The sequence below is a fragment of the Cupriavidus basilensis genome (assembly GCF_008801925.2).
Taxonomy (GTDB): Bacteria; Pseudomonadota; Gammaproteobacteria; order Burkholderiales; family Burkholderiaceae; genus Cupriavidus; species Cupriavidus basilensis.
Genome location: NZ_CP062803.1, coordinates 3775704 through 3799836 on the forward strand (window position 1 = coordinate 3775704; position 24133 = coordinate 3799836).

Below are 24133 nucleotides of genomic sequence, written 5' to 3' on the forward strand. Positions count from 1 at the left end.
CCGCACCGCCTGCCTGCTTTTTCGCCCTTCCCGGCACGCCTTTAGCGCGCGTGCCCCTGCAGCCGCCTGATCCAGCACGGGTTATCCGTGGATGCCAGGCGGCTGTTTGCCAACCGGTGCGGTGGCGCCAACTGCCCGCTGACGGTCTCGTCGGCACCGCCAACCGAAGAACGACTGGCCAAAGATGAATCGTTATCCGCTTTGGAAATACCTCGTGATCCTGGTGGCCCTGGCCATCGGCATCACCTACACGCTGCCGAACTTCTTCGGCGAGGCGCCTGCCGTGCAGGTCTCCTCCGCCAAGGCCACGGTCAAGGTCGACCTGGCCATGCAAAAGCAGATCGAGCAGGTGCTGGCGCAGAACAACCTGCAGCCCGACGGCATGTTCTTCGACCTGAACGGGCAGTCCGGCTCGGTCAAGGCGCGCTTCAAGACGCCCGACGAGCAGCTCAAGGCCAAGGACGTGCTGACCCGCGCGCTCAACCCCGACCCCAACGACGCCACCTACGTGGTCGCGCTGAACCTGCTGTCGGGCTCGCCGCGCTGGCTCACCGCCATGCACGCGCTGCCGATGTACCTGGGGCTGGACTTGCGCGGTGGCGTGCACTTCCTGCTGCAGGTGGACATGAAGGGCGCGGTCGACAAGAAGCTCGACAGCCTGGCCGGCGACGCCCGAACCCTGCTGCGCGACAAAGGCATCCGCCATGGCGGCATCGACCGCGACGGCGACCGCCTGACGGTGCGCTTCAACAATGCCGACGACGCCACCAAGGCGCGCGGCATCCTGGCCGACAACCTGCGCGAGCTGGCGTTCACCCCGGATGGCAACAACATCTCCGGCGTGTTCACCGATGCGGCCCGCAAGGCGGTGCAGGATGCGGCGGTCAAGCAGAACATCACCACCCTGCACAACCGGGTCAACGAGCTCGGCGTGGCCGAGCCGGTGATCCAGCAGCAAGGCGCCGACCGCATCGTGGTGCAGTTGCCTGGCGTGCAGGACACCGCAAAGGCCAAGGACATCATCGGCCGCACCGCCACGCTGGAAGCCCGCCTGGCCGACCCCGACGCGCCGCGCAACCCGCGCCCGGGCGACCCGATCCCCTTCGGCAGCGAGCTGTTCACGCAAGGCAATGGCGCCCCGGTGGTGCTCAAGAAGCAGGTGATCTTCACCGGCGACCGCATCGAAAGCGCTTCGGCCGGCTTCGACCAGAACCAGCGCGCCTCGGTCAACATCAAGCTCGACGCCCAGGGTGGCCGCGTGCTGCGCGACGTCTCGCGCGAGAACATCGGCAAGCCGATGGGCATCGTGCTGTTCGAGAAGGGCAAGGGCGAAGTACTGACGGTGGCAACGATCCAGTCCGAACTGGGTTCCAGCTTCCAGATCACCGGCTCGTACTCCACCGAAGCCGCCAACGACCTGGCCCTGCTGCTGCGCGCCGGCTCGCTGGCCGCGCCGATGGAAATCATCGAAGAACGCACCATCGGCCCGTCGCTGGGCGCGGACAACATCAAGAAGGGCTTTGACTCGGTGGCCTACGGCTTTGGCGCCATCGCCGTCTTCATGATGCTGTACTACATGCTGTTCGGCGTGTTCTCGGTGGCCGCGCTGGCCATCAACCTGCTGCTGCTGGTGGCGGTACTGTCGATGCTGCAGGCTACGCTGACGCTGCCCGGCATCGCCGCTATCGCGCTGGTGCTCGGCATGGCCATTGACGCCAACGTGCTGATCAACGAGCGGATCCGCGAGGAACTGCGCGCCGGCGCATCGCCGCAGATGGCGATCGCCGTCGGCTTTGACCGCGCCTGGGCCACCATCCTGGACTCCAACGTGACCACCCTGATCGCGGGCCTGGCGCTGCTTGCCTTCGGCTCCGGCCCGGTGCGCGGCTTTGCCGTGGTGCACTGCCTGGGCATCATGACCTCGATGTTCTCGGCGGTGTTTTTCAACCGCGGCCTGGTGAACCTCTGGTACGGCCGCAAGAAGAAGCTGCAAAGCGTGGCGATCGGCCAGATCTGGAAGCCGGGCTCGGACAGCCAGGGCACCGTCGCAAAGTAAGCATCATGGATGTCCGCGCGCACAGAACGCGCACGGACATCCAACCAGCATAGAACGGCAGCAGGCGCTGCCGTACAAAACAGGATTCAACATGGAATTCTTCCGCATCCGGCGCGATATTCCGTTCATGAAGCACGCGTTGATCTTCAACGTGATTTCCTTCCTGACGTTTGCCGCCGCCGTATTTTTCCTGGCACACAAGGGCCTGCACCTGTCGATCGAGTTCACCGGCGGTACGGTGATGGAGGTCAACTACCAGCAGACGGCCGACCTGGAGCGCATCCGCGGCCAGGTCAGCAAGCTTGGCTACACCGACGTGCAGGTGCAGAACTTCGGCACTTCGCGCGACGTGATGATCCGCCTGCCTCTGCAAAAGGGTCCGGACGGCAAGCCAGTCACCTCGGCCCAGCAGAGCGAGCAGGTCATGACCGCCCTGCAGACGGCCACGCCTGACGTCAAGCTCCAGCGTGTCGAGTTCGTCGGCCCGCAGGTGGGCAAGGAACTGGCCACCGACGGGTTGCTGGCGCTGCTGTGCGTGGTGGCCGGCATCGTGATCTACCTGTCGTTCCGCTTCGAGTGGAAGTTCGCAGTGGCCGGCATCATTGCCAACCTGCACGACGTGGTGATCATCCTGGGCTTCTTCGCTTTCTTCCAGTGGGAATTCTCGCTGTCGGTGCTGGCGGCAATCCTGGCGGTGCTGGGTTACTCGGTGAACGAATCGGTGGTGATTTTCGACCGGATTCGCGAGAACTTCCGCAAGTACCGCAAGATGACCACGCACGAGATCATCGATAACGCGATCACCAGCACCATCTCGCGGACCATCATCACCCACGGCTCGACCGAAATGATGGTGCTGTCGATGTTCTTCTTCGGCGGCCCCACCCTGCACTACTTCGCGCTGGCGCTGACCGTCGGCATCTTGTTCGGCATCTACTCCTCGGTGTTCGTCGCCGCGGCGCTGGCCATGTGGCTGGGCGTCAAGCGCGAGGACCTGGTCAAGGGCGAGAAGAAGCCGGGCGACGTCGACCGCGAAGACCCGAACTTCGGCGCGCAAGCCTGACGGGCCTGCCGCGGATAGTTTCAAGCCAACAAAAAAGGGCACCTTCGGGTGCCCTTCTTTGTTATGCCGTTGCTACTCGGAACGCGCTCGGGACGCGCTCAGAACTGCTCGATCCACACCGCCAGGCGATCCGCGGCAAACTCCGCGGTGCGATCGGCGGGCCGGTAGACGATGGAATCGCCCTCCCGCACAGCCTTGAGCGCGCCGCCGGTTTCATCCAGCCACAGCAGCCCGGCCAGCCAGGTGGCGTGCTGCGCGGACACTTCCTTATCCACCGGCTCCCCCAGGTACTCGGCAAGCGCGGCGCCCTGGATCCATACCAGGGCATCCCCATCGCGGCGCACGTTGGCTGCGCCTTGCGTCGCGGCCAGCGTCTCGGCCAGTGCCGCCACCGCATCGCCCGCGCCACGGCCGGCAAGCTGCGTGCGCAGCGCGGCGAGCTTGGCCGCTACCGCGTGGCCGAAGGTGCCGCTGCGGCGGCTTTCCGCCGCCACCAGGTCGGCGTAGTCCATCAACAGCCAGTCCGGCTCGGGATTCTGCACGCCGACCAGCGCGGCCGAGGCCAGGTAGGTGTCCACCGGCTGGAAGCGCTCCGGGCCAATCAGGCTGGCCGACAGCGTGCGGATCAGGCCGATGCGCGCGGCAATGGTCTGCCGCTGCAGCACGCTCAGCTTCTCGCGCAGCAACTGGTCGCGCTCCTTGCGCAGGCCGGCCATCTCAAGCGCCTGCTTGAGCTCCATGCGCAGCGAGGTGATGTCCCACGGCTTCTTGATATAGCGATGGATCTGCCCCTCGTTGACGGCCGCGACCGTATGCTCGATCTCCGAGTAGGCCGTGGTCAGGATCCGCACGATGTGCGGATAGCGCTCGCGCGCGTAGCGCAGCAGCTCGTTGCCGTACTCGCCCGGCATGCGCTGGTCGGAGACCAGGACCGCAAGGCTGTCCGCGTGCGCATCCAGCAGCGCCTTGCCCTCTTCGACCGAGCCACCGGTCACGACCGGCGCCAGGGCTCCGATGGCACGCTGGAAATACTTGACGGCCGTCGCCTCGTCATCGACGAACAGAATCGCCGGTGATGGTGCCTGCGTGGCATTCGGTTCGTTCATCGATTACTCCTATGCATTCGACTCTTGGTATTGGGGAAATCCAGCGTCACCGTGGTACCCGCACCGGACGTAGACTCGATCCGGATGCCGCCACCGAAAGACTGCATGACACGGTTGCAAAAAATCATGCCCAGTCCGTTGCCGCCGGTACTCGCATGGGTGGTGACCGGATCCACCAGAAGGCGCCCCATCACCTCAGGTGGTATGCCCGGGCCGTTGTCGCAGATGCGGATCGCGGCATCGGGCTCGGCCGCCACCACGAAACGCAGCGAAGGCGAGTCGACGCCGTCAAGCGCCCGCAGCGCATTGGACAACAGCGACGACAGCACGAGCGCCACGCAATTGGGCAGTGTGCGCACGGCAAAGTCGTCATGCATTTCGATCTTCACCCACTCGCGCTGCGGCCCGGCAAAGGGGTAGGTGTCGAGCAGCGCGGCGATCAGGCCGCCGGCGGTCACTTCCCGGCTGGCGCCCGCTCGCGTGCTCGGCCGGCTGCCGCTGCTGCGCACCGACTGCAGGAACGACGAAATCACGGCCAGGCAATACTGCGCGTTGTCGTGCATCGACGTGGCCGCCTGGCCAATCTCGCTCTGGCGCAGCGGATTGTATTCCGCCGCGATACGGCTTTCGATACCCCGCGCAAAATTTGCAATCGCCGCCAACGGCGTGTTCAGTTCATGCGCCAGGAAGGCCAGCGTCTCGTCGATCGCCATCAGGCGCTGATGGCGGATCGAGCGTTCGCGATAGCGCTCGGCGGCCAGCCGCAGCGCTTCGCGCACCTGGCCCAGCTCGATGGGCTTTTCCAGGATGCGGAACACTTCGCCAGTGTTGACCGTCTTCAACAGCATGTCCTTGTCCGCGTAGGCGGTCACCAGGATGCGCACGATCTGCGGGTATTCGAGCGCAACCTGGCGCAGCAGGTCGCCGCCATCACGCCCCGGCATGCGGAAATCCGTCACCAGCACGGCGATGCGCGCACTCTCCCGGCGCAGGATGCGTACTGCTTCGTCGGCGCCGCTGGCAACCAGCACCTCGTACTCCGTGCCGACCGCGCGGGCGAAGTACTTGCATGCCATTTCCTCGTCATCGACGTAGAGCACGGTAAGCCGTGGTTGACGGGCGTCGCTCATGGCATTCTCAGTCGGCTCGGGGCAGGTCGAAGCTGAACGAGGCCCACTTGCCCAGTTCGCTCTCGGCAAACAGCACGCCACCGTGACGCTCGATCACCGCGTAGCTGATCGACAAGCCAAGGCCCAGGCCCTGGCCGACTTCGCGCGTGGTGAAGAAGGGCTCGAACACGCGCGCCAGGTGCTCTTGCGCAATGCCCGGCCCGTTGTCCTTCACGGTCACATGCAGCCGGCGCTCCACCCACTTCACGGTGGTATGGATGGCTGGGGCCTGCGTGCCGGCCTTGCGCATGGCCAGCGCGGCATTGGAGAACAGGTTGATCAGCACACCGATCACCGCGGCTTCGTCGCCCAGCACCAGCGTATCGGTCGGCAGCTCGCGCGTGACCGCCACCCCGCGCAGTTCATGGGCGGTCAGCCGGATCGAGGAATCGAGCGCCTTCTCGAACAGGAACGGTGTGCCCTCCGCTTCGGCACCGGGCTTGCGATAGGCGAAGGTCTTCAGGTCCGACACGATATGCTGGATGCGTTGCATTCCCTGCTTGGCGTCCACCAGGCACTCCTGCAGCATCGGTTCGTTCTTGGCCACCGGTTCTTCCAGCGCGACTTCGATTGCCATCAGGCAGAAGTTGACCGGGTTGTTGACCTCGTGCAGCAGGCCCGCGGCCAGCGTACCGATGGCCGCCATCTTTTCCTGCTGCAGCATCTGGCCCTTGATGTCGACCAGCTTGCGGTTGATCACTTCGAGCTCGCCGTTCTTTTCCGCCACTTCGGCCTTCAGGCGGAACAGCATGAAGCGCGCCCGCTCATTGAAGAAGGTATAGACCGCGCTGGCCGCCGCGGCAAACAGCAGGAACAGCGAATTGACGATAAAGGTGCCCGCCGGCTCGATGCCGCCGGGGTGCAGCACGCAGGCAAGCAGGTAGAACAGGTAGGACAGTATCCCGAAGACCAGGTTCTGCCACAAGCCGAACGGCAGCGCGATGCCTGACGCGAAGATGGCGAGATTCAGCCCGACGTAATACGGCGACTCCACGCCATCGGTATGCCAGATCATCCACGAGATCATGATCTGCGGCAGCAGCAGCCACGACAACGTCAGCCATGGCGCAAAGCGGCGCCCGGCCGTGCTGTACAACAGCATCACGATGCCGGCGATCAGCAGCGACACCAGCACGCGCGCCACGGCGAAGGGCGCCTGCAACTGCGGATACTGGCCGTAGTCCAGCCCCACGCCGAGCAGCACCAGCACGATGGCGGTATAGGCGCCGCCGCGGCTGAAGGCCAGGCGGAAATCCGCCAGCTCGGTCTGGTAACCCGCGTAAAGTTGATTGGTGCTCATGGCTGGGCCGGCTACTGGCGTTTCAGAGGATGATCGCTTCGGCGAACACATTTACCCCGGTCTGGTCGACATAGAGCTTGTGATCGCGGGATTGTTCGGGCAGCAGCATACTCATCCTGGCCTCGTCGCGATAGATCAGGTACCACTCCAGCAGGTGTTCCATCCCGAATTTCTCCGGATTGTCCGAATGGACGTTGGTTACCAGCAACTGGCCGCCCGGCCGCGTACGCGCGGCAAAATAGCTCAGCAGGCGGGAACACACCTTATCGGACAGGTAGTCGAACAACCCGGCGCAGTACACCGCATCGAACTCGCGCAGCCCGGCGTCGTCCGGCGCGATCTTGCGCTTAAGCAGTTCATGTACCGATTGATGCACCATCTCCACCGACACCGTGTGCCCCGCCGAAGCGGCCGAGCCCTCGATGGAGGACTTGGTGTAAGCCAGGGTCTCCTCGCTGAAGTCGACCAGTTGGAACGACAGTAGCTCGGGCTGAGGATACTCGCGCACGAAGCGCTGGATCTCGAAGGCCGGGCCGCAGCCGACATTCAGGATGCGAAACGGCCTGCCGGCCGCGCGGGCGGCATCGGCCTGGCGCGACAGGAAATCGACCAGCAGGTCGATCCGGTTGCGGTGGGCGGTCGCCACGGCCGCCTTGAGGAAGGCCGTATTGACGATCTGGAAGTAGGTGGTCGGGCCCTGCTGCGGATCGTTCAGGATCTGGTTGACCATCTCATAGTCGCCCGCATAGCCCAGCGGCTTGGTGAAGGTGCGGTAGACAAAGGGGGCGCGCAGCAGCAGCGGATGCAGGGCCGATTGCGCGTATGTGCGGTGCACCGGCGCGATCTCCGCGTCCACCTGCTCGGCCTCGCCTTCGAGCCGGTCAAGGTAAGTCTTGACCTTGAGCATGATTGGCGTGGCGAGCTCGTAGAACACGTCCTCGCGCAACCGTCCGTCGGTCTTGGGCAGGTTCTCGGTCAGGTCGACCTGCTCGACCCAGCGCGAGACTTCCGAGAGAAACGCGCGCATTTCGTTGACCACGATCTGGTAATCGCGCCGGATATTGAAGCGCGCATCCCAGTCGTTGATGAACAGTTCGGCCTCGCGCCCAACCGATTTAGGCTCATTGGGCAGGTCGCTCAGCTCGCGCCATTCATCGATCAGCGTCAGCGATACCACCGCGGTGAGGCCGGTGTTCACCAGGCTCATCACCACCGCCTTGCCCAGGTAGGCGTTCTTGCTGCCCATGCGCACACTCAGCTCGCTCAGCACCTCACTGACCTGGACGATCGAGTATGGATTGTAGATTTCCATCACCAGAGCTTTTCTCTGGAGATTGATAATTGTGCCCCGCACCTGCTCGCCCTGCGAGTTGCGGAAACTAACCACCGGATCGATTTGCGTTTGGGAGTACACGGTATTGCGCCAGAGAAATCCGAAAAACGCTGCCGGCCGCCCAGTTCAACAATGCATCATTGACTGGCCGGGTACAGCTCGTAGGGCGATGGATCGCTACGCTAGGCCAGTGTCAGGGGGTACTGCTGGGATACATGTCGGTAATCGGTTGCGGGCATGGGCGTCCTGATGATGGCACGCGCGCGACTACACCCTGGTAACTGTGACTGAGACTGAAACTGAGTGAGACTGATTGAGACTGTACTGGGTAGGACTGTAACTGAATCTTAGCGGATCATTGTACTGTGGGCGTCAAGTGCAGACAACACAACCTGCGCAAGCCCGCTCGCCGAGCCAGGAACGACTGGAAACCACCGAAAATAATGCAAAAGGCCGGGAATGCTCCCGGCCTTTTTTTTAGTCGACGCTTGGTTGGCACTTGGCCGGGCTTTAGTCCGCCTTTACGCCTTCGACCTGGATCGCCAGCTTGACCTCGGGCTTGAAGCCCATCTTCACGCCGTAGTCGATACCGAAATCGGCACGGTTGAAGGTGCCCACCGCGTCAGCACCGCAGGCTTCGCGCTTGAGCATCGGATGCTGGATGCACTTGAACTCGCGGATCTCCAGCTTGACCGGCTTGGACACGCCGTGCAGAGTCAGCACGCCATCGACTTCGGTCGGCACATCGCCGTTGAACTTGGAGAACTTGCCCTTGTAGGTGGCTTCGGGGAAGGCTTCGACGTTGAACATGTCGGGGCCCTTCACGTGCTGGTTCAGCTTGCTGTTGCCGAAGTCGACCGAGGCGGGATCGATCTTGATATCCACCGAGCCGGTCTTCGCGGCACGGTCCAGCGTCACCACGCCGCTCGACTTTTCGAACTTGCCGCGCCAGGTCGACAGGCCGCCCAGGTGGTCGGCTTCGAAGCTCGGGTACGTGTGGGTGGGATCGAGGTTGTAGGTCACCGTGTTGGCGGATGCGACGCCGACGGCGGACAGGGCCGCGACAGCGGCGAGGATGGTGCGCAATTTCATAAGAGCTCCCGGCAAAAAGTTGGGGATGAACAGCAAAGGAATGGCTGGGAAGATGGGCGCCGCGCGCTTACTTCTTGGCCAAGGTCACGATACGGAATTTGATCTGGACATCGTCGGCCACGACGGAAGTGTCCTTCCATTCGCCGTCGCCGATGTTGTACACGGTACGCTTGATCGGCAGCACGCCTTCAAACACCTGGCCACCGGCATCCTGGCGATAGCTTGCCGGAATCACGACGTCCTGGGTCTTGCCTTTGATGGTGAGCTTGCCTGCCACCTCATACTTGCCGGCGGCGCCGGCCTTGATGCTGGTCGACTGGAACACCGCCTTGGGGTACTTGGCCGCGTCGAACCAGTCGCGTCCCTTGACCTCCTTGGTGGTCTCGGCGTCGCCGATCTCGAAGCTGGACACGTCGATCTCGACCTTGGCCGAGGATGTTGCCAGCTTGGCGGGATCGAACGCGACGGTGGCGTCGAATTTCTTGAACTTGCCCTCCATCGGCACGCCGATCTGGCGGGCCGTCGCGGTGACCGAGCTCTTGGCCGCGTCGACCTGGGCCCAGGCGTAGTTGGCTGCGATGCCGGCGGTGGCCAGCGTGGCTGCCATCAGGAGCGCGCTCGGGCGGGGAATGCGTTTCATTAAAAACTCCTGTCGCTAAGAGGGCCTTGCGGCCCTCGGTCATTTGTCGGTTTGCCGGTATGTCGGTACGTCGGCTTACTTGAGGAACGGCAGCATGCGCGCCAGCGTGCCATCGCGTTCGATGAACTGATGCTTGATGGCAGCCGCCGCATGCACTACGACGATCACGGCCATCAGGTAGTTCAGCCAGATGTGGACCAGCTTGAGGATTTCCTTGAGCGCATCGCTCTTCTCGATCAGCGCGGGCAGCTGCCAGATGCCCAGGTAGACCACGGGAACCCCTGAAGCCGAGCTGTACAGGTAGCCCGTGATGGGCACCACCACGATCAGCGCGTAGAGCAGCAGGTGCGCCGCGTGCGCGGCCTTGGCCTGCCAGGCCGGAGTGCCCGCGGCCGGTGCCGGCGCGCGGTGGGTGGCGCGCCACAGCACGCGCAGCACCGCGATGGCAAAGACGGTCACGCCGATCCACTTGTGCCAGGAAAACAGCTTGAGCTTGAGCATCGACAAGCCCGGGATGCTGGTCATGTACAGGCCCAGCCCGAAGGCGGCGAAGATCAGCAGCGCGATGATCCAGTGCAGGCCGATCGCCGTGGCTCCATAGGCGGACGTCGGCTGCGGCGCTGCGGCAGCGCCGGCGTGGGCGCCGGCTTTGGCTTGGGAATGCATGGATAAGGACCCCTGCCCTTGCGGGCGTTTCACAATCTTTTACTGAACGGCAATTGCTGCTGCTCCTTGAATTCTCGCATTATTGTGCGGCAGGCAGGTTGCGGAACGGTCTGAAATTCATGGAATCATTCAAACCATTTGAAGTGACATTACGCCGCAGCCGGCAAGCCGTGCCCGCGCTGGCCGCCCAACAACAAAAAAGCCATCCGCAGGGATGGCTTTTTTTGCAACGCGCCGGCCGGCAGGCCGGAAGAATCACACGCGCTCGGCGAGGCTGACGGCGCGGCCGATATAGGTGGCCGGGGTCATTTCCAGCAGCAGCTTCTTGGCATCGTCGGGGATCGCCAGGCCGCTGATGAAGGTCTGCAGCGCCTCGCGCGAGATGCCCTTGCCGCGCGTCAGTTCCTTGAGCTGCTCGTAGGGATTGGGCACGCCAAAGCGGCGCATGACGGTCTGCACCGGCTCGGCCAGCACTTCCCAGCAGTTGTCGAGGTCTTCGTCCAGGCGCTCGGGGTTGGTTTCCAGCTTGCCCAGGCCGCGCAGGCAGGCCTCATAGGCCAGCAGGCTGTAGCCGAAGGCCACGCCCATGTTGCGCAGCACGGTGGAATCGGTCAGGTCGCGCTGCCAGCGCGACAGCGGCAGCTTTTCCGACAGGTGGCGCAGCACCGCGTTGGCCAGGCCCAGGTTGCCTTCCGAGTTCTCGAAGTCGATCGGGTTGACCTTGTGCGGCATGGTCGACGAGCCGATTTCGCCGGCCTTGGTGAGCTGCTTGAAGTAGCCCAGCGAGATATAGCCCCAGATGTCGCGGTTCAGGTCGAGCAGGATGGTGTTGGCGCGGGCGATGGCGTCGAACAGCTCGGCCATGTAATCGTGCGGCTCGATCTGGATGGTGTAGGGGTTGAAGGTCAGGCCCAGGCGCGTTTCGATCACCTGCCTGGAGAAGGCTTCCCAGTCGAAGCTGGGGTACGCCGACAGGTGGGCGTTGTAGTTGCCGACCGCGCCGTTCATCTTGCCCAGCAGCTCCACGCGCTGGATGCGCTCGATGGCGCGCGCCAGGCGTGCCGCCACGTTAGCCATTTCCTTGCCCAGCGTGGTCGGGCTGGCCGGCTGGCCGTGGGTGCGCGACAGCATCGGCTGGCGGGCATTGGCATGCGCCAGCTCCACCAGGCGCGCGTGCACGCGTTGCAGCGTGGGCAGGATCACGCCTTCGCGGGCGCCCTTGAGCATCATGCCGTGCGAAGTGTTGTTGATGTCTTCCGAGGTGCAGGCGAAATGGATGAACTCGCTCGCGGCTTCCAGCTCGGCGTTGCCCTTGACCTGTTCCTTGAGCCAGTATTCCACGGCCTTCACGTCATGGTTGGTGACCGCCTCGATCTCCTTGATGCGCGATGCGTGGGCTTCGGTGAAGTTGTCCACCAGCGCCAGCAGGGCCGCTTCCGAGGCCGGCGAGAACTTCGGCATGTCGGGCAGGCCGGCTTGCGACAGCGCGATCAGCCAGTGCACTTCCACCTTGACGCGGTTGCGCATGAAGGCTGCTTCCGAGAGCCACTCGCGCAGCGCATCGGCCTTGGAGGCGTAGCGGCCATCGATAGGAGACAGGGCGGTGAGCGGGGAGAGCGAGGAAGAAGACATGCTGGGAGACCGGAGGGATAGAGGGAAGTGGTTACGCAAGCGTGGCCGGGCGGGCAGATTGCGCGGGCAAAATGGCCGGGCGAGGCCCTCGCGGGCCGAAGTGGCCGGTGACAAGGCCGAACCGGTCTAACGAGGGGAAAAGACACAAAAACAGGTCCAATTCGCCTCAAGAAGAGAACAATTCGGCGCAAAAACCGACTGACGGCACGACGGAAAGCGGGCATTTTACCATCGCGGCCCGCCTTCTGTGGACGCGTTCGCGGGGCCGGGCAGCTCGCGCGTCTCGGCATGACGACACGGCAGGCAGGCGCCGCGCACGCCCGGCACATCCCGGACGGGGCACGGGTATACTCGCGCTCGCCGATCCGCTAGCCTGTTATGAAGTGCATCGGGCATGCCGGGGCGCGCGAGACGCGGCCGATGCACTTCATAACAAGCTCGAGGGGAGTCCATGAAGCTGTATGCATCGCAAACCAGCCCTTACGCGCGTAAGGTGCGCGTCGTGATGGCGGAAAAGAAGATCGATTACCAGATGGTCGAGGTTGACGTGTGGTCGCCGGACACCACCATCTCCCAGTTCAACCCGCTGGGCAAGGTACCGTGCCTGGTCATGGAAGACGGCGGCGCGATTTTCGACTCGCGCGTGATCGTCGAATACGTCGACACCCTGACGCCCGTCAGCCGCATGATCCCGCAAGGCGCCCGCGAACGCGTCGAGGTACGCTGCTGGGAAGCGCTGGCCGACGGCCTGCTCGATGCCGCCCTGCTGGCACGCCTGGAACACACGCAGCGCGAGCCCGCGCAGCGCAGCGAGCGCTGGGTCCAGCGCCAGCTCGGCAAGATCGACGCCGCGGTGGCCGCCATCGCCGACGGCCTGGCCGACCGGCCCTGGTGCTCGGGCAACCACTACTCGCTGGCCGACGTGGCCGTGGGCTGCGCGTTGTCGTACCTCGACTTCCGCTTCCCGGACATCGCCTGGCGTGAGCGCCACCCGCGCCTCGCCGTGTACCAGGACAAGCTTGCCAAGCGCCAGTCGTTCATCGACACGGAACCGCCACGCGCCTGAGCCTTGCCTGCGCCTCCTGCCGCGCGAAGAGGAAAAAAAACCGGCCATCGAGCCGGTTTTTTCATGCGATCGCGCTCGGCGCGCGTCACCGGATGATGCCGCCGCCCAGGCAGACATCGCCGTCGTACAGCACCGCCGACTGGCCGGGCGTGACCGCCCACTGCGCCTGCGCGAACGTCAGTTGCAGGGCATCGTCGCCGGCCCCCGTCACCGTGCAGGGCGCATCGCTCTGCCGATACCGCGTCTTGGCCGACAGCGTGGTGCCCACTGCCGGACCGGTGCCCGCCACCCACGACAGGTCGGCCGCGTCGAGCGTAGGCGTCAGCAGCCACGGATGCTCATGGCCCTGCACCACATACAGCGTGTTGCTGGCCATATCCTTGCGCGCCACGTACCAGGCGTCGCCGTTGCCCGCGCGGCTGCCGCCCAGGCCGATGCCCTTGCGTTGCCCCAGCGTGTAGAACGCCAGACCGATGTGCTGGCCGACTTCCTTGCCGTCCGGGGTCTTCATCGGCCCCGGCTTGGTCGGCAGGTAGCGGTTGAGAAAATCGCGGAACGGCCGCTCGCCGATAAAGCAGATGCCGGTGGAATCCTTCTTCTTGGCATTGGGCAGGCCGATCTCGGCAGCGATCTCGCGCACGCGCGTCTTGGGCATCTCGCCCAGCGGAAACAGCGTGCGCGACAGCTGCGCCTGGTTCAGCCGGTGCAGAAAGTAGCTCTGGTCCTTGGTGTGGTCAAAGGCCTTGAGCAGCTCGAAGCGGCCCGTGCCGGCCCCCACATCCGCCCCAGCTTCGCGCACGCGCGCGTAGTGGCCGGTGGCGATGGTGTCAGCGCCCAGCGACATGGCGTGGTCCAGGAAGGCCTTGAACTTGATCTCGGCATTGCACAGCACGTCCGGGTTAGGCGTGCGGCCGGCCGAGTATTCGCGCAGGAAGTCCGCAAAGACGCGGTCCTTGTACTCGGCGGCGAAATTGACCGCTTCCACGTCGACGCCGATGAGGTCGGCCACCGAGACCACGTCCAGCCAGTCCTGCCGGGTCGAGCAATACTCGCTGTCGTCGTCGTCTTCCCAGTTCTTCATGAACAGGCCGATCACCTCGTAGCCTTGCTGCTTGAGCAGCCAGGCTGTCACCGACGAATCCACGCCACCCGACATGCCCACCACCACGCGCTTGCCCTGGCTCATGACAGCACTCCGCTGCCCACCACGGAAGGATGGGTGTAAAGCACGTCGAGCGCGAAGCGCTTGCCCGCCAGGTAGTCCTCGATGCAGGCCAGCAGCAGCGGCGTGCGATGGCGCTCGGGGCAGGCGCGGATTTCGTCGGCGCTCATCCACACGGTGCGCACGATGCCCACATCGAGCTGACGCCCGGCATCGAGCGCGCCCAGCTCGCCGGTAAAGGCGAAGCGCACATAGGTGATGTCGCCACCCGGGCGCGCCGCCGTGCCGGCCGAGTGCGGGCGGGCCATATAGCAGCCCAGCAGCGCGCGCGGCTCGAACGTGTGCGCGGTTTCTTCCAGCGTTTCGCGGATGACGGCGTGAATCAGGCTCTCGCCCGGGTCGAGATGGCCGGCAGGCTGGTTCAACCGCAGGCCGTCGGGGGTTTCTTCTTCCACCAGCAGGAAGCGGCCGCCGCGCTCAATTACCGCGGCAACCGTGACGCTGGCCTTCCAGTCGTGTGACATGATGCACAAATTTTAGGCAATCCGGCATTCTACCGGTTGCCGCCCTTTCACGCATCCTGCGCATCCGACGCATCCGGCGCCGCGCCCGCGCCAGCGCTAGGCCGGCAGCAAAGTGCGCTCCACGTCCTCCACCGCCGGCAGCGAAGCGATCACCTGGTCCAGCCGTTCGCGCAGCGCGCGGCTGGCCGGCGCCAGTGGCCGCCTGACCTCGGAACCTGCCAGCCCGCACAATGCCAGCGCGGTCTTGACCGGGGCCGGATTGGGCTCGGAAAACAGCAGAGAGATCAATGGCGAAAGGCTCGCGAACAGCGCACGCGCTTCGGCAACACGGCCCTGCGCCACCCGTTGCAGCAGCCGCACGAACAGATCCGGGCGGATGTGCGCGCAAGCCGGCACCACGCCGTCGCCACCCGCTAGCAGGTGGTCCAGCATGGCAGCGTCCTCGCCGCAAAAAACTGCGAGCCGGTCGTTGCCGGCCAGGGCGCGAAGCCCGGTCGCGTCGCACTCCTTGACCGCGACGACGCGCGGATGCGCGGCCAGCCGCTGCACCAATGCCGGTGACATGTTGCAGCCAGTGCGCTTGGGCACGTTGTAGAGCATCAGCGGGCGCCAGGTGGCATCCGCCACGCGTTCGACATGCCAGGCAATGCCCTCATCGCCGGGCCGCAGGTAGTACGGCGGCGGCACCAGGTAGCCCGCCAGGTCGAAGCGGTCGAGCTGGCGCACCTGCTCGCAAACCACGCGGGTATCCACGCCGCCAACGCCAGCCAGCACCGGCAGCGCACCGTCCACCGCCTCCAGCACCGCGGCGGTAAACATCAGCCGCTCATCCCGCGTGAGCAAGCCGCCCTCCCCGGTCGTGCCCAGGATGACCAGCCCATCCACGCCGCTGGCCACATAGTGCGCGGCCAGCCGCTGCGCGCAGGCCAGGTCCAGCTCGCCGCCCTGCATCGGTGTCACCAGCGGCAGCCACAACGTCGCGCGGCTGTCTTCGCGCAAGCCCGCCATCATCTCAGTGCGCGGCATGGTCTTGTCCTAGCATCGTGGTGACGCCGAACTCGGCGGCCGGCAGGGCCATCATGATGGCATGCATGGCAGCGTCGCGGCCGCCGCGCTCGACTTCCACATGCAGCGTGGTCTCGCCATGGCGGTGGTCCACCTCGACCACGTAGATGCGCGCCAGTTGGCCGATCGCGCGGTGCAGCGACTGGCGCAGTGCGAAGACCTGGCTCGACGCCACCGCCAGGCGCAGGCGGATCCAGCTGTGCGCGGTGTCCACGCCAAGCGCGGGCGCGACGGCCTGCGCGGCTTCGATGCCAGATGCGTCAAGGCGCGCGGTGCGGGATTCGGTGCGGGTAAGACGGCGGCGTGGCACGCAAGCAAAGGCCACGGCAAGGCTCGACTGTCGCATTTGAGCGGGACCCGCGCTGGGCGGGTCGTCTGTTGAAGATGCAACCATGCTAAGCATGGCCGCCTCAAGTTGATGCAGTAATCGCCGCCGCCGCCATCAAAATGTCATCAAGATGGCGCGGCATGCTCAGAACGTCTTGGTAAGCGACGCGAAGGCGGCTGCCTTGCCGATATAACGGCCAGGCACATTGGTGTAGACCGACTTGTTGGCATTGGTGTCGATATAAGCGATCGCCAGCGCAAAGCCTTTGCCCAGATCCTTGGTCAACCCCAGCTTCCAGTCCGTGTACGAGGCGTCCGTGACATTCCTCACCTTCTGGTAGCCGACGTGCGCATTGAGCGTCAGGTCCCAGACGTTCAGCGGCACATTGGCCGACAGGTCTACGTAGTAGCTGTTCTTGCTGTCGTTGAAGCCGAACAGGTTGGTCACTGCGTGCGAGTATTTCAGGAACACCGGGCCGTAGCCGATGCCGCCGTACAGCTCCGTCGTGTACGGGCGTGTGTAGCCGGCCGGATAGTCGCCGGGATAGTAGTATTCCAGCACGCCCACGTCGTAGTTCCATTCGAGCCCGCCCAGCGTGACGGTGTTCTTGAAGCCGCCGTAGAAATCCATCTCGATCGGCGCCGACACCTTGGCGTTGCTATCGCCAAGCCAGCTGATGCTGGAGTTCCAGTTGCCCACGTAGAAGCCGCTCGAATGCGTGTAGTCGAACCCGCCCTGGATCGCCGGGCGACGGTTGGACTGCATCAGGCCCCGGTAGCGATACTCGCTGGCCAGCGTGACGTTGGCCGTGAAGGTGTGCGGCGACGCGTCGGCTGCTGCGGCTGCATCGGGCGCGCCCTGTGCGAAGGCGGCCGGCGTGGCGAGAAGCGTGGCGCAGGACAGGGTAGCGAGACAGGCGTGCGAAACGTTGAAGCGAAGAGCAGTCATGGATAACTTGGCAATTGGAAGAACTTCGATCGGTGGACAGTCACGCATGCAGCGACGACTGAAGCCACGGCGAGCGTCAGGATGACAGTGGCCGCGGCGCGACCGGAACAGTACGGGCACGCGCCTAAAATAGGTGTCAAGAAAATACCGGCCCGCCAAGGGATGGCGTAAAAATCGTAAAGGGAACGTCCCGGCATACCCTGGGATGAACCGGCAGGTCCCGCGAGGGGGTGATGCGGTTGCGCAAAAGCCGACCGGCCGGTCACCACATATCGTCAGATTCCTGTAAGCTGCGAAAAAATTGTGCGCTGCGTTCGGCCTGGCCGGACGCATGGCAGACACAAAGGGCAGACACAAAAGGGCCAAAGACGTCCGCCCGCCTAGCAGATCAGTGGCATTGTCAGAATGAGCCGAAGCGGTTCTGGCCAGGCGCGTTGCCATGTCGTGGCAGTCGTACGACAAGCTCGCGTGCCAGCGCCGGAATCATTTTGACAGCGCCTCAAAGACGCCAGCAAAAGGAGAAATTGACGATGCACATCGGCATCCCGCAGGAGACGCGGGCAGGTGAGACTCGTGTCGCCGCCACCCCGGAGACGGTCAAGAAGTACGTGACCCAGGGCCATCAGGTCATCGTCCAGTCGGGAGCCGGCGTACGCGCCAGCGTGCCGGACTCGGCGTATGAGGCCGTCGGCGCCACCATTGGCACCGCGGCGCAAGCCTTCGGCGCGCAGTTGGTGCTGAAGGTCCGCGCCCCCGTCGATGCCGAGCTCGCGCTGATGAAGCCGGGCGCCGTGCTGGTCGGCATGCTCAATCCCTTCGACGCAGAGAACAACGCGCGCATGGCGGGCGCCACGCTGACCGCCTTCGCGCTGGAAGCCGCGCCGCGCACCACGCGCGCGCAGAGCATGGACGTGCTCTCTTCCCAGGCCAATATCGCCGGCTACAAGGCCGTGCTGGTCGCCGCGCATCATTACCAGCGTTTCATGCCCATGCTGATGACCGCCGCCGGCACCGTCAAGGCGGCCCGCGTGCTGATTCTCGGCGCCGGCGTGGCGGGCCTGCAGGCCATCGCCACCGCCAAGCGGCTGGGCGCGGTCATCGAAGCCTCCGACGTGCGCCCCGCCGTCAAGGAACAGATCGAATCGCTGGGCGCCAAATTCCTCGATGTGCCCTTCGTCACCGACGAAGAGCGCGAGATCGCGCAGGGCGTGGGCGGCTATGCCCGCCCCATGCCGCCCGACTGGATGCGGCGCCAGGCCGAACTGGTGCACGAGCGCGCCAAGGCCGCCGACATCGTCATCACTACCGCGCTGATCCCGGGCCGCCAGGCGCCGGTGCTGCTCAAGGAAGAAACCGTGCAGGCGATGAAGCCGGGCTCGGTGGTGGTCGACCTCGCCGCGGCGCAGGGCGGCAACTGCCCGCTGACGGTGGCTGACGAAGTGGTGGAACGCCACGGCGTCACGCTGATCGGGCACACCAACCTGGCCAGCATGGTGGCAGCCGACGCGTCGGCGCTTTATGCGCGCAACGTGCTCGACTTCCTCAAGCTCGTCATCGACAAGGAAGGCCAGTTCACGCTGAACCTGGAGGACGATATCGTCGCCGCCTGCCTGATGTGCAAGGATGGCCAGGTGGTCCGCGGCGCGTCCTGAAGCGGCAGCGGGCCCGCCGCGGCCCGGTCGCTTTAGAATGGCGCCAGGCGGTTCCGGCCAGGTGCAGGGTAGCGCGCCTGCCGCTATCGGGCAGTACTGCCGGTGCGGCTGGCCGGGCTGGCCGATACCCGGGCCCCGGAACCATTCCAAGTGGCCCATCAGGACTCAACCCCAGGGGCTACCCTACAAGCTCATCCAGCATCAACCAAGGACGTATCACCCATGCAACGCATCATGCTCCGCGCCAAGCTCCATCGTGTCACCGTGACACAGGCGGACCTCAACTATGAGGGGTCATGCGGCATCGACGAGAATCTGCTCGAAGCGGCCGACATGAAGGAGTTCGAGAAAATCGAGCTATACAACGTCAACAATGGCGAGCGCTTCTCCACCTACATCATCAAGGGCGTGCGCGGCAGCGGCGAGATCTCGCTCAACGGCGCGGCCGCACGGCGCGCGCACCTGGGCGACCATCTCATCATCTGCACCTACGCGCCGATGAGCGATGAAGAGATCGCCACCTACAAGCCGAAGATCATCCTGGTGGACGACAACAACGCCATCAAGGAAATCAAGAAGGTGTAAGCAAATGAGGACATCGCGCCGGGAGCCAACGCCGGTGCGGTGCCTGCATCCGGCGTGCGATTTTCGGATTCAGCCGTACCGTCACCCCTGGGGTGACGGTACCTAAGCGACAGACGACAACGCGGCACCAGGCGGGGCATCGATGCAGTAGGCGCTCACAGGCGCCTGGCCAGGCAAAAGAACACGGGACAACCGCGCAGCAAGGCATTCAAGCAACGGAGGAGAAGTCGATGGAAATGGTGAACCACACGGTGATCAACCTGATCATCTTCGTGCTAGCGATCTACGTGGGCTACCACGTGGTCTGGACGGTGACGCCCGCCCTGCACACCCCGCTGATGGCCGTGACCAATGCGATCTCGGCCATCATCATCGTCGGCGCCATGCTGGCTGCCGGCCTGACCGAGGGCCCCGTGGGCCGCACCATGGGCACGCTGGCGGTCGCGCTCGCCGCGGTCAACGTGTTCGGCGGCTTCCTGGTGACACAGCGCATGCTGGAGATGTTCAAGAAGAAGGAACCTAAGGCCAAGGCCGGCAAGGGTCATGAGGAGGGCGCCAAGTGAGCATGAACCTCGTCACCCTGCTCTACCTGCTCGCCTCGGTCTGCTTCATCCAGGCGCTCAAGGGCCTGTCCCATCCCAGCTCCGCGCGGCGCGGCAATGCCTTCGGCATGATCGGCATGGCCATTGCCGCGGTGACCACGCTGGTGCTGATCGCCAAGCTCAAAAGCGAGTTCCTGGCCATCGGCGCGGGCCAGTCGTCGGTCAGCGAAGGCATGGCGCTGATCTTCGGTGCGCTGGTGGTTGGCGGCGGCATCGGCGCCTACGTGGCAAGAAAGGTCGAGATGACCAAGATGCCCGAGCTGGTGGCCGCCATGCACTCGCTGATCGGTATGGCCGCGGTCTGCATCGCGGTGGCCGTGGTGGCCGAGCCGTCGGCATTCAGCATCACGCCGCCGGGCTCGCACGATATCCCGTTTGGCAACCGCATCGAGCTGTTCATCGGCTGCTTTGTCGGCGCCATCACCTTCTCCGGTTCGGTGATCGCCTTCGGCAAGCTGTCGGGCAAGTACAAGTTCCGCCTGTTCCAGGGCGCGCCGGTGTCCTTTGCCGGGCAGCACTTGCTGAACCTGCTGCTGGCGGTGGCCATGATCGGCTTCGGCATCATCTTCTGCCTGTCGCAGGACTGGCTGCCCTTCCTGCTGATGCTGGCGATCGCCTTCGTGCTGGGCGTGCTGATCATCATCCCGATCGGCGGCGCCGACATGCCGGTGGTGGTGTCGATGCTGAACTCGTACTCGGGCTGGGCCGCGGCGGGCATCGGCTTCTCGCTGAACAACCCGATGCTGATCATTGCCGGCTCGCTGGTGGGGTCCTCCGGCGCCATCCTCTCGTACATCATGTGCCGCGCCATGAACCGCTCGTTCTTCAACGTGCTGCTCGGCGGCTTTGGTGGCGCGCCCGCGGCAGCCGCTGCCGGCGGCCAGGCGCAGCGCAACGTGAAGTCCGGCTCGGCCGACGACGCGGCCTTCCTGATGGGCAATGCCGAGACCGTGATCATCGTCCCGGGCTACGGCCTGGCGGTGGCGCGCGCGCAGCATGCGCTCAAGGAACTGACGGAGAAGCTGGTCGAGAAAGGCGTGACGGTGAAGTACGCCATCCACCCGGTGGCGGGCCGCATGCCGGGCCACATGAACGTGCTGCTGGCCGAGGCCGAAGTGCCTTACGACCAGGTCTTCGAAATGGAGGACATCAACAGCGAGTTCGGCCAGGCGGACGTGGTACTGGTGCTGGGCGCCAACGACGTAGTGAACCCCGCCGCCAAGACCGATCCCGCCTCGCCGATTGCCGGCATGCCGATCCTGGAAGCCTACAAGGCCAAGACCATCATCGTGAACAAGCGCTCGATGGCCGCTGGCTACGCGGGCCTGGACAACGAGCTGTTCTACATGGACAAGACCATGATGGTGTTCGGCGATGCCAAGAAGGTGGTGGAAGACATGGGCAAGGCAATCGAGTAAGCACGCCTCAAGCACCAGAAACGGGCATGCGCCCGTATCCGCCGCCACGAAGAGCGCGACACTGTCGCGCTTTTTTCCATCTTGCCGGGGTCCGGTTGCGCGCAAGCGCGAGCACGCTATACTGGTTTCCGGTCACCGGCCATGGCACGCGCCGGTCATCCAAAACGGGCCAGGTGTAGTCCAGCGCGGTGGGCCGCTCCGAACCGATCCGTCCGCTGGCCTTGCCGCGCCGGATCTCCAGCCGCGCCAAACCACCCGCCCGAAGTGTCTGCCGACACCGGAGCCGAACGCAACATGACATTCAACCCCCAGGACAGGAATCTGTCGGTCTTCCATCACCCGATTCTCACGGTGCTCGTCGACGACAGTAAATCGTTCATCGACAGCCTGGCGTTCCAGATGGATCCGTCGCGCCCGGTGGTGACATTCACCGACCCCCGCGAAGCCCTGCAATGGATCCGCGAGACCTACACCACGCGCTCGACCGGCTTCCTTCCCGTGCGGGTCACGCACGACGACCTGACCTTCCTGACCGAGCGGCGCACCGTGCAGCTCGATATCGACCGCATCTACCGGCAAATCCACGACTACAACCGCTTTGTGCAGCCGGGCGTGATCGTGGTCGATTACTCGATGCCGCAGATGAACGGGCTGGAGTTCTGCCAGGCCCTGCAGGACCTGCCGTGCAAGACCATCCTGCTGACCGGCACCGCCGACGAAGGCATTGCCGTGCAGGGCTTCAACCACGGGCTGATCGACCGCTACGTGAAGAAGCATGACAGCAACATGGTCGAGCGGCTGGACCAGGAGATCGACGCACTCCAGCAGCAGTATTTCGCCACCCTGTCGCGCACGCTGCGCGACCTGCTGACGCGCCACTCGTTTTCCTTCCTGTCGGACCCGGCGATCTGCGAGCGGGTGCGCCAGGTCACCGCGCGTTACGGCTTTGTCGAGTACTACCTCTACCCCAACCCGGCCGGCATCCTGATGCTGACGGCGCAGGGCCAGGCCACGCTGATGGTGATCGAGACACGCGCCGGCCTGATCAACCAGGTGGAATCCGCGGAAGCTTACGATGCGCCGGCGGCCCTGATCGAGGGACTGCGCGAAGGCCGCATCGTGCCTTTCTTCTGGCCGGGCAACGGCATGTACACGCCGGCCTGCATCGACTGGGAGCAATATTGCCTGCCGGCCGAGCGCTGCGAAGGGCGTGAGGATTATTTCTACGCGCTGTTCGACCTGCCGCGCCATTTGCTGCAGGAGCCGGTGGTCAGCTTCCAGGGCTTCCTGGACGATTTTGCCCGTCACCCCGAGCGGGTCACCGGGCGCGCAGCGCGCTAAGCCACAGCGCGCAGGAGAGCGAGCCTCTCCTGCGCGCGCCGCATCAGGCCGAAGGCTGCGCGGGGGCGTTGCGGTTGCCGCCTCGCACCATGTCGAAACGGAACAGCCGGCACTCGATATTGCCGTTGTACAGCGGCGTGCGGCGCGACTCCTTGAGCCGCAAGCGGCGCGGCAGCGTCAGGTCGCCAGTGAACACCCATGCCTGCCAGCCCGCGAAATGCTGCTTGAGCGTGGTGGCGAAGGCGCTGGCGAACTGATTGGCGGCCTCGTCATCGATCTCGTCGACCGGTGCTTCGTCCATCGGCCGCCGGCGTTCTCCCCGCACGGCAATCCGCTCGCCATACGGCGGGTTCATCAGCATCAGGCCGGGTGCCGCGAACGGCGGCTGCGCAAAGCGCGCATCCACTTGCTTCAACCGCACTTCGCCGGGCAAGCCCGCGCGTTCCCAGTTGGCTTGCGACATCGACAGCAGGTCGGTGGAAATATCGCTGCCGGCGAGTTCCAGGGGCTCGGACGCGACGCGCTTGCGCGCGGCCTCCTCGTCATCCCGCGCAGCCGCCTTCAGCGCATTCCACGTCTTGTTGTCGGCACCCTTCAGGCGCTCGAAGCCAAAGCTGCGGTTCGCGCCAGGAGCCAGGCCAAGGGCCACCTGGGCCGCTTCCACCAGGAAGGTGCCGCTGCCGCACATCGGATCGTAGAACGGGCGCTCGGTCTGGCCTGGCACCCACCCGGCCAGGCGCAGGATGCCGGCGGCCAGGTTTTCCTTCAGCGGCGCCTCACCCTTCTCCAGGCGCCAGCCCCGCTTGAACAGCGGATCGCCCGAGGTGTCGAGATAGAGCGTGCAATCGTGCTCGGTCAGGTGAGCATAAATGCGCACATCCGGATTCACGGTATCGACGCTGGGCCGCTCGCCCGAGCGCTCGCGCATGGCGTCGCAAACGCCGTCCTTGATACGCAGGGCGATAAAGTTCAGGCTCTGCAGCGGCGAGCGATGCGACGTGACGTCCACCCGGAGCGTCTCATCCGGCGTGAACCAATGATCCCAGCGCTGGGCGCGCACCAGGTCATAGATGTCGTCTTCGCGGCGGTAGCCGCGGTTGGCGACCCGCATCAGCACCCGGCTGGCAATGCGCGAGTGCAGGTTGACGGCGTAGGCCGCGGCCATCTCGCCCGAGAAAGTGACGCCACCGGGCATTTCTCGATGGACCTGGATGGGGGCGAGCCTGGCCAGGCCGGGCCGGGCTGCGATCTCGTGCAACTCTTCGGCAAGTGCGCTCTCGAGGCCGCGCGGGCAGGAGGCAAAAAAGGCTTGGGACATGGCTTGGGAATTCCTGCAAACAAAAACGTCCGCCGTAGCGGACGGGGTCGGATAGCGCGCAGTGTAC

General features: G+C 64.8%; 22 protein-coding genes. 8 read left to right on the forward strand and 14 right to left on the reverse strand.

The features are described 5' to 3' along the window. Window positions 1–184 precede the first annotated feature (184 nt). Complete coding sequence (secD, locus tag F7R26_RS17335; protein WP_150985955.1) at window positions 185–2056, forward strand: protein translocase subunit SecD; 1872 nt, start codon at window positions 185–187, stop codon at window positions 2054–2056. A 91-nt stretch (window positions 2057–2147) separates the two neighbouring features. Next, window positions 2148–3119: a protein translocase subunit SecF gene (gene secF, locus F7R26_RS17340; protein WP_150985954.1), complete on the forward strand. Its 972-nt coding sequence runs from the start codon at window positions 2148–2150 to the stop codon at window positions 3117–3119. Between the two features lie 98 nt (window positions 3120–3217). Here secF and F7R26_RS17345 read toward each other — a convergent pair whose 3' ends face one another. From F7R26_RS17345 to purB, 8 genes are all read right to left on the reverse strand, one after another. Then, entirely contained in the window at window positions 3218–4225 is a 1008-nt protein-coding gene (locus F7R26_RS17345; RefSeq protein ID WP_150985953.1) for a response regulator, read from the reverse strand. Continuing rightward, window positions 4222–5355 carry a hybrid sensor histidine kinase/response regulator gene (locus F7R26_RS17350; RefSeq protein ID WP_150985952.1) on the reverse strand — a complete coding sequence of 378 codons (1134 nt, stop codon included), beginning with the start codon at window positions 5353–5355 and terminating at the stop codon, window positions 4222–4224. The genes F7R26_RS17345 and F7R26_RS17350 overlap by 4 nt, the downstream gene beginning before the upstream one ends. Window positions 5356–5362: 7 nt before the next feature. After that, on the reverse strand, window positions 5363–6694 hold the full coding sequence (locus tag F7R26_RS17355; protein ID WP_150985951.1) for a sensor histidine kinase: 1332 nt from the start codon (window positions 6692–6694) through the stop codon (window positions 5363–5365). A 22-nt stretch (window positions 6695–6716) separates the two neighbouring features. After that, window positions 6717–8108: a class I SAM-dependent methyltransferase gene (locus F7R26_RS17360; RefSeq protein ID WP_150985950.1), complete on the reverse strand. Its 1392-nt coding sequence runs from the start codon at window positions 8106–8108 to the stop codon at window positions 6717–6719. A gap of 429 nt (window positions 8109–8537) precedes the next feature. Continuing rightward, window positions 8538–9119: a YceI family protein gene (locus F7R26_RS17365; RefSeq protein ID WP_150985949.1), complete on the reverse strand. Its 582-nt coding sequence runs from the start codon at window positions 9117–9119 to the stop codon at window positions 8538–8540. 67 nt (window positions 9120–9186) lie between these two features. Then, entirely contained in the window at window positions 9187–9759 is a 573-nt protein-coding gene (locus F7R26_RS17370) for a YceI family protein (protein ID WP_043349502.1), read from the reverse strand. Between the two features lie 75 nt (window positions 9760–9834). Then, window positions 9835–10425, reverse strand: a complete 591-nt coding sequence (locus F7R26_RS17375) for a cytochrome b (RefSeq protein WP_170301867.1) — start codon at window positions 10423–10425, stop codon at window positions 9835–9837. Window positions 10426–10680: 255 nt separating this feature from the next. Then, window positions 10681–12057 carry an adenylosuccinate lyase gene (purB, locus tag F7R26_RS17380; RefSeq protein WP_150985948.1) on the reverse strand — a complete coding sequence of 459 codons (1377 nt, stop codon included), beginning with the start codon at window positions 12055–12057 and terminating at the stop codon, window positions 10681–10683. 451 nt (window positions 12058–12508) lie between these two features. Here purB and F7R26_RS17385 point away from each other — a divergent pair, with 451 nt between their 5' ends. After that, window positions 12509–13123: a glutathione S-transferase family protein gene (locus F7R26_RS17385; RefSeq protein ID WP_150985947.1), complete on the forward strand. Its 615-nt coding sequence runs from the start codon at window positions 12509–12511 to the stop codon at window positions 13121–13123. Window positions 13124–13208: 85 nt separating this feature from the next. On the opposite strand, the gene mnmA is transcribed toward F7R26_RS17385, so the two are convergent. The 5 genes from mnmA to F7R26_RS17410 form a co-directional block, all read right to left on the reverse strand. Beyond that, window positions 13209–14309, reverse strand: coding sequence for a tRNA 2-thiouridine(34) synthase MnmA (mnmA, locus tag F7R26_RS17390; RefSeq protein WP_150985946.1), 1101 nt, complete (start codon window positions 14307–14309; stop codon window positions 13209–13211). After that, on the reverse strand, window positions 14306–14809 hold the full coding sequence (locus F7R26_RS17395) for an NUDIX hydrolase (RefSeq protein ID WP_193692085.1): 504 nt from the start codon (window positions 14807–14809) through the stop codon (window positions 14306–14308). The genes mnmA and F7R26_RS17395 overlap by 4 nt, the downstream gene beginning before the upstream one ends. A 96-nt stretch (window positions 14810–14905) precedes the next feature. Continuing rightward, the gene (gene dapA / locus F7R26_RS17400; protein ID WP_150985944.1) at window positions 14906–15835 is read right to left on the reverse strand and encodes a 4-hydroxy-tetrahydrodipicolinate synthase; all 930 of its coding nucleotides are present in this window, start codon (window positions 15833–15835) and stop codon (window positions 14906–14908) included. Further along, the gene (locus tag F7R26_RS17405; protein ID WP_150985943.1) at window positions 15822–16220 is read right to left on the reverse strand and encodes a hypothetical protein; all 399 of its coding nucleotides are present in this window, start codon (window positions 16218–16220) and stop codon (window positions 15822–15824) included. Before F7R26_RS17405 ends, dapA begins: the two co-directional genes overlap by 14 nt. 126 nt (window positions 16221–16346) lie before the next feature. Further along, a complete protein-coding gene (locus F7R26_RS17410) occupies window positions 16347–17150 on the reverse strand; it encodes a TorF family putative porin (protein ID WP_150985942.1) in 804 nt (267 codons plus the stop codon). 530 nt (window positions 17151–17680) lie between these two features. Here F7R26_RS17410 and F7R26_RS17415 point away from each other — a divergent pair. The 5 genes from F7R26_RS17415 to F7R26_RS17435 all read left to right on the forward strand — a co-directional run bounded on the left by F7R26_RS17415 (window position 17681) and on the right by F7R26_RS17435 (window position 22748). Then, complete coding sequence (locus F7R26_RS17415) at window positions 17681–18802, forward strand: Re/Si-specific NAD(P)(+) transhydrogenase subunit alpha (RefSeq protein ID WP_150985941.1); 1122 nt, start codon at window positions 17681–17683, stop codon at window positions 18800–18802. A 222-nt stretch (window positions 18803–19024) separates the two neighbouring features. Further along, window positions 19025–19387, forward strand: coding sequence for an aspartate 1-decarboxylase (gene panD, locus F7R26_RS17420; protein WP_006157598.1), 363 nt, complete (start codon window positions 19025–19027; stop codon window positions 19385–19387). 230 nt (window positions 19388–19617) lie between these two features. After that, complete coding sequence (locus F7R26_RS17425; RefSeq protein ID WP_045240719.1) at window positions 19618–19950, forward strand: NAD(P) transhydrogenase subunit alpha part 2; 333 nt, start codon at window positions 19618–19620, stop codon at window positions 19948–19950. Window positions 19951–19952: 2 nt separating this feature from the next. After that, window positions 19953–21407, forward strand: coding sequence for an NAD(P)(+) transhydrogenase (Re/Si-specific) subunit beta (locus F7R26_RS17430; RefSeq protein ID WP_150985940.1), 1455 nt, complete (start codon window positions 19953–19955; stop codon window positions 21405–21407). A 294-nt stretch (window positions 21408–21701) separates the two neighbouring features. After that, window positions 21702–22748 carry a response regulator gene (locus F7R26_RS17435; RefSeq protein WP_043349537.1) on the forward strand — a complete coding sequence of 349 codons (1047 nt, stop codon included), beginning with the start codon at window positions 21702–21704 and terminating at the stop codon, window positions 22746–22748. Between the two features lie 43 nt (window positions 22749–22791). Here the strand turns inward: F7R26_RS17435 and F7R26_RS17440 are convergent, their stop codons facing one another. Beyond that, complete coding sequence (locus F7R26_RS17440; protein WP_150985939.1) at window positions 22792–24066, reverse strand: THUMP domain-containing class I SAM-dependent RNA methyltransferase; 1275 nt, start codon at window positions 24064–24066, stop codon at window positions 22792–22794. Window positions 24067–24133: the final 67 nt, after the last annotated feature.

Bases quoted from the DNA above. Each gene is read 5' to 3' on its own strand.
- secD (WP_150985955.1), top strand. From the start codon at position 185: ATGAATCGTTATCCGCTTTGGAAATACCTCGTGATCCTGGTGGCCCTG.
- secF (WP_150985954.1), top strand. From the start codon at position 2,148: ATGGAATTCTTCCGCATCCGGCGCGATATTCCGTTCATGAAGCACGCG.
- F7R26_RS17345 (WP_150985953.1), bottom strand. From the start codon at position 4,225: ATGAACGAACCGAATGCCACGCAGGCACCATCACCGGCGATTCTGTTC.
- F7R26_RS17350 (WP_150985952.1), bottom strand. From the start codon at position 5,355: ATGAGCGACGCCCGTCAACCACGGCTTACCGTGCTCTACGTCGATGAC.
- F7R26_RS17355 (WP_150985951.1), bottom strand. From the start codon at position 6,694: ATGAGCACCAATCAACTTTACGCGGGTTACCAGACCGAGCTGGCGGAT.
- F7R26_RS17365 (WP_150985949.1), bottom strand. From the start codon at position 9,119: ATGAAATTGCGCACCATCCTCGCCGCTGTCGCGGCCCTGTCCGCCGTC.
- F7R26_RS17370 (WP_043349502.1), bottom strand. From the start codon at position 9,759: ATGAAACGCATTCCCCGCCCGAGCGCGCTCCTGATGGCAGCCACGCTG.
- F7R26_RS17375 (WP_170301867.1), bottom strand. From the start codon at position 10,425: ATGCATTCCCAAGCCAAAGCCGGCGCCCACGCCGGCGCTGCCGCAGCG.
- purB (WP_150985948.1), bottom strand. From the start codon at position 12,057: ATGTCTTCTTCCTCGCTCTCCCCGCTCACCGCCCTGTCTCCTATCGAT.
- F7R26_RS17385 (WP_150985947.1), top strand. From the start codon at position 12,509: ATGAAGCTGTATGCATCGCAAACCAGCCCTTACGCGCGTAAGGTGCGC.
- mnmA (WP_150985946.1), bottom strand. From the start codon at position 14,309: ATGAGCCAGGGCAAGCGCGTGGTGGTGGGCATGTCGGGTGGCGTGGAT.
- F7R26_RS17395 (WP_193692085.1), bottom strand. From the start codon at position 14,809: ATGTCACACGACTGGAAGGCCAGCGTCACGGTTGCCGCGGTAATTGAG.
- dapA (WP_150985944.1), bottom strand. From the start codon at position 15,835: ATGCCGCGCACTGAGATGATGGCGGGCTTGCGCGAAGACAGCCGCGCG.
- F7R26_RS17405 (WP_150985943.1), bottom strand. From the start codon at position 16,220: ATGCGACAGTCGAGCCTTGCCGTGGCCTTTGCTTGCGTGCCACGCCGC.
- F7R26_RS17410 (WP_150985942.1), bottom strand. From the start codon at position 17,150: ATGACTGCTCTTCGCTTCAACGTTTCGCACGCCTGTCTCGCTACCCTG.
- F7R26_RS17415 (WP_150985941.1), top strand. From the start codon at position 17,681: ATGCACATCGGCATCCCGCAGGAGACGCGGGCAGGTGAGACTCGTGTC.
- panD (WP_006157598.1), top strand. From the start codon at position 19,025: ATGCAACGCATCATGCTCCGCGCCAAGCTCCATCGTGTCACCGTGACA.
- F7R26_RS17425 (WP_045240719.1), top strand. From the start codon at position 19,618: ATGGAAATGGTGAACCACACGGTGATCAACCTGATCATCTTCGTGCTA.
- F7R26_RS17430 (WP_150985940.1), top strand. From the start codon at position 19,953: ATGAACCTCGTCACCCTGCTCTACCTGCTCGCCTCGGTCTGCTTCATC.
- F7R26_RS17435 (WP_043349537.1), top strand. From the start codon at position 21,702: ATGACATTCAACCCCCAGGACAGGAATCTGTCGGTCTTCCATCACCCG.
- F7R26_RS17440 (WP_150985939.1), bottom strand. From the start codon at position 24,066: ATGTCCCAAGCCTTTTTTGCCTCCTGCCCGCGCGGCCTCGAGAGCGCA.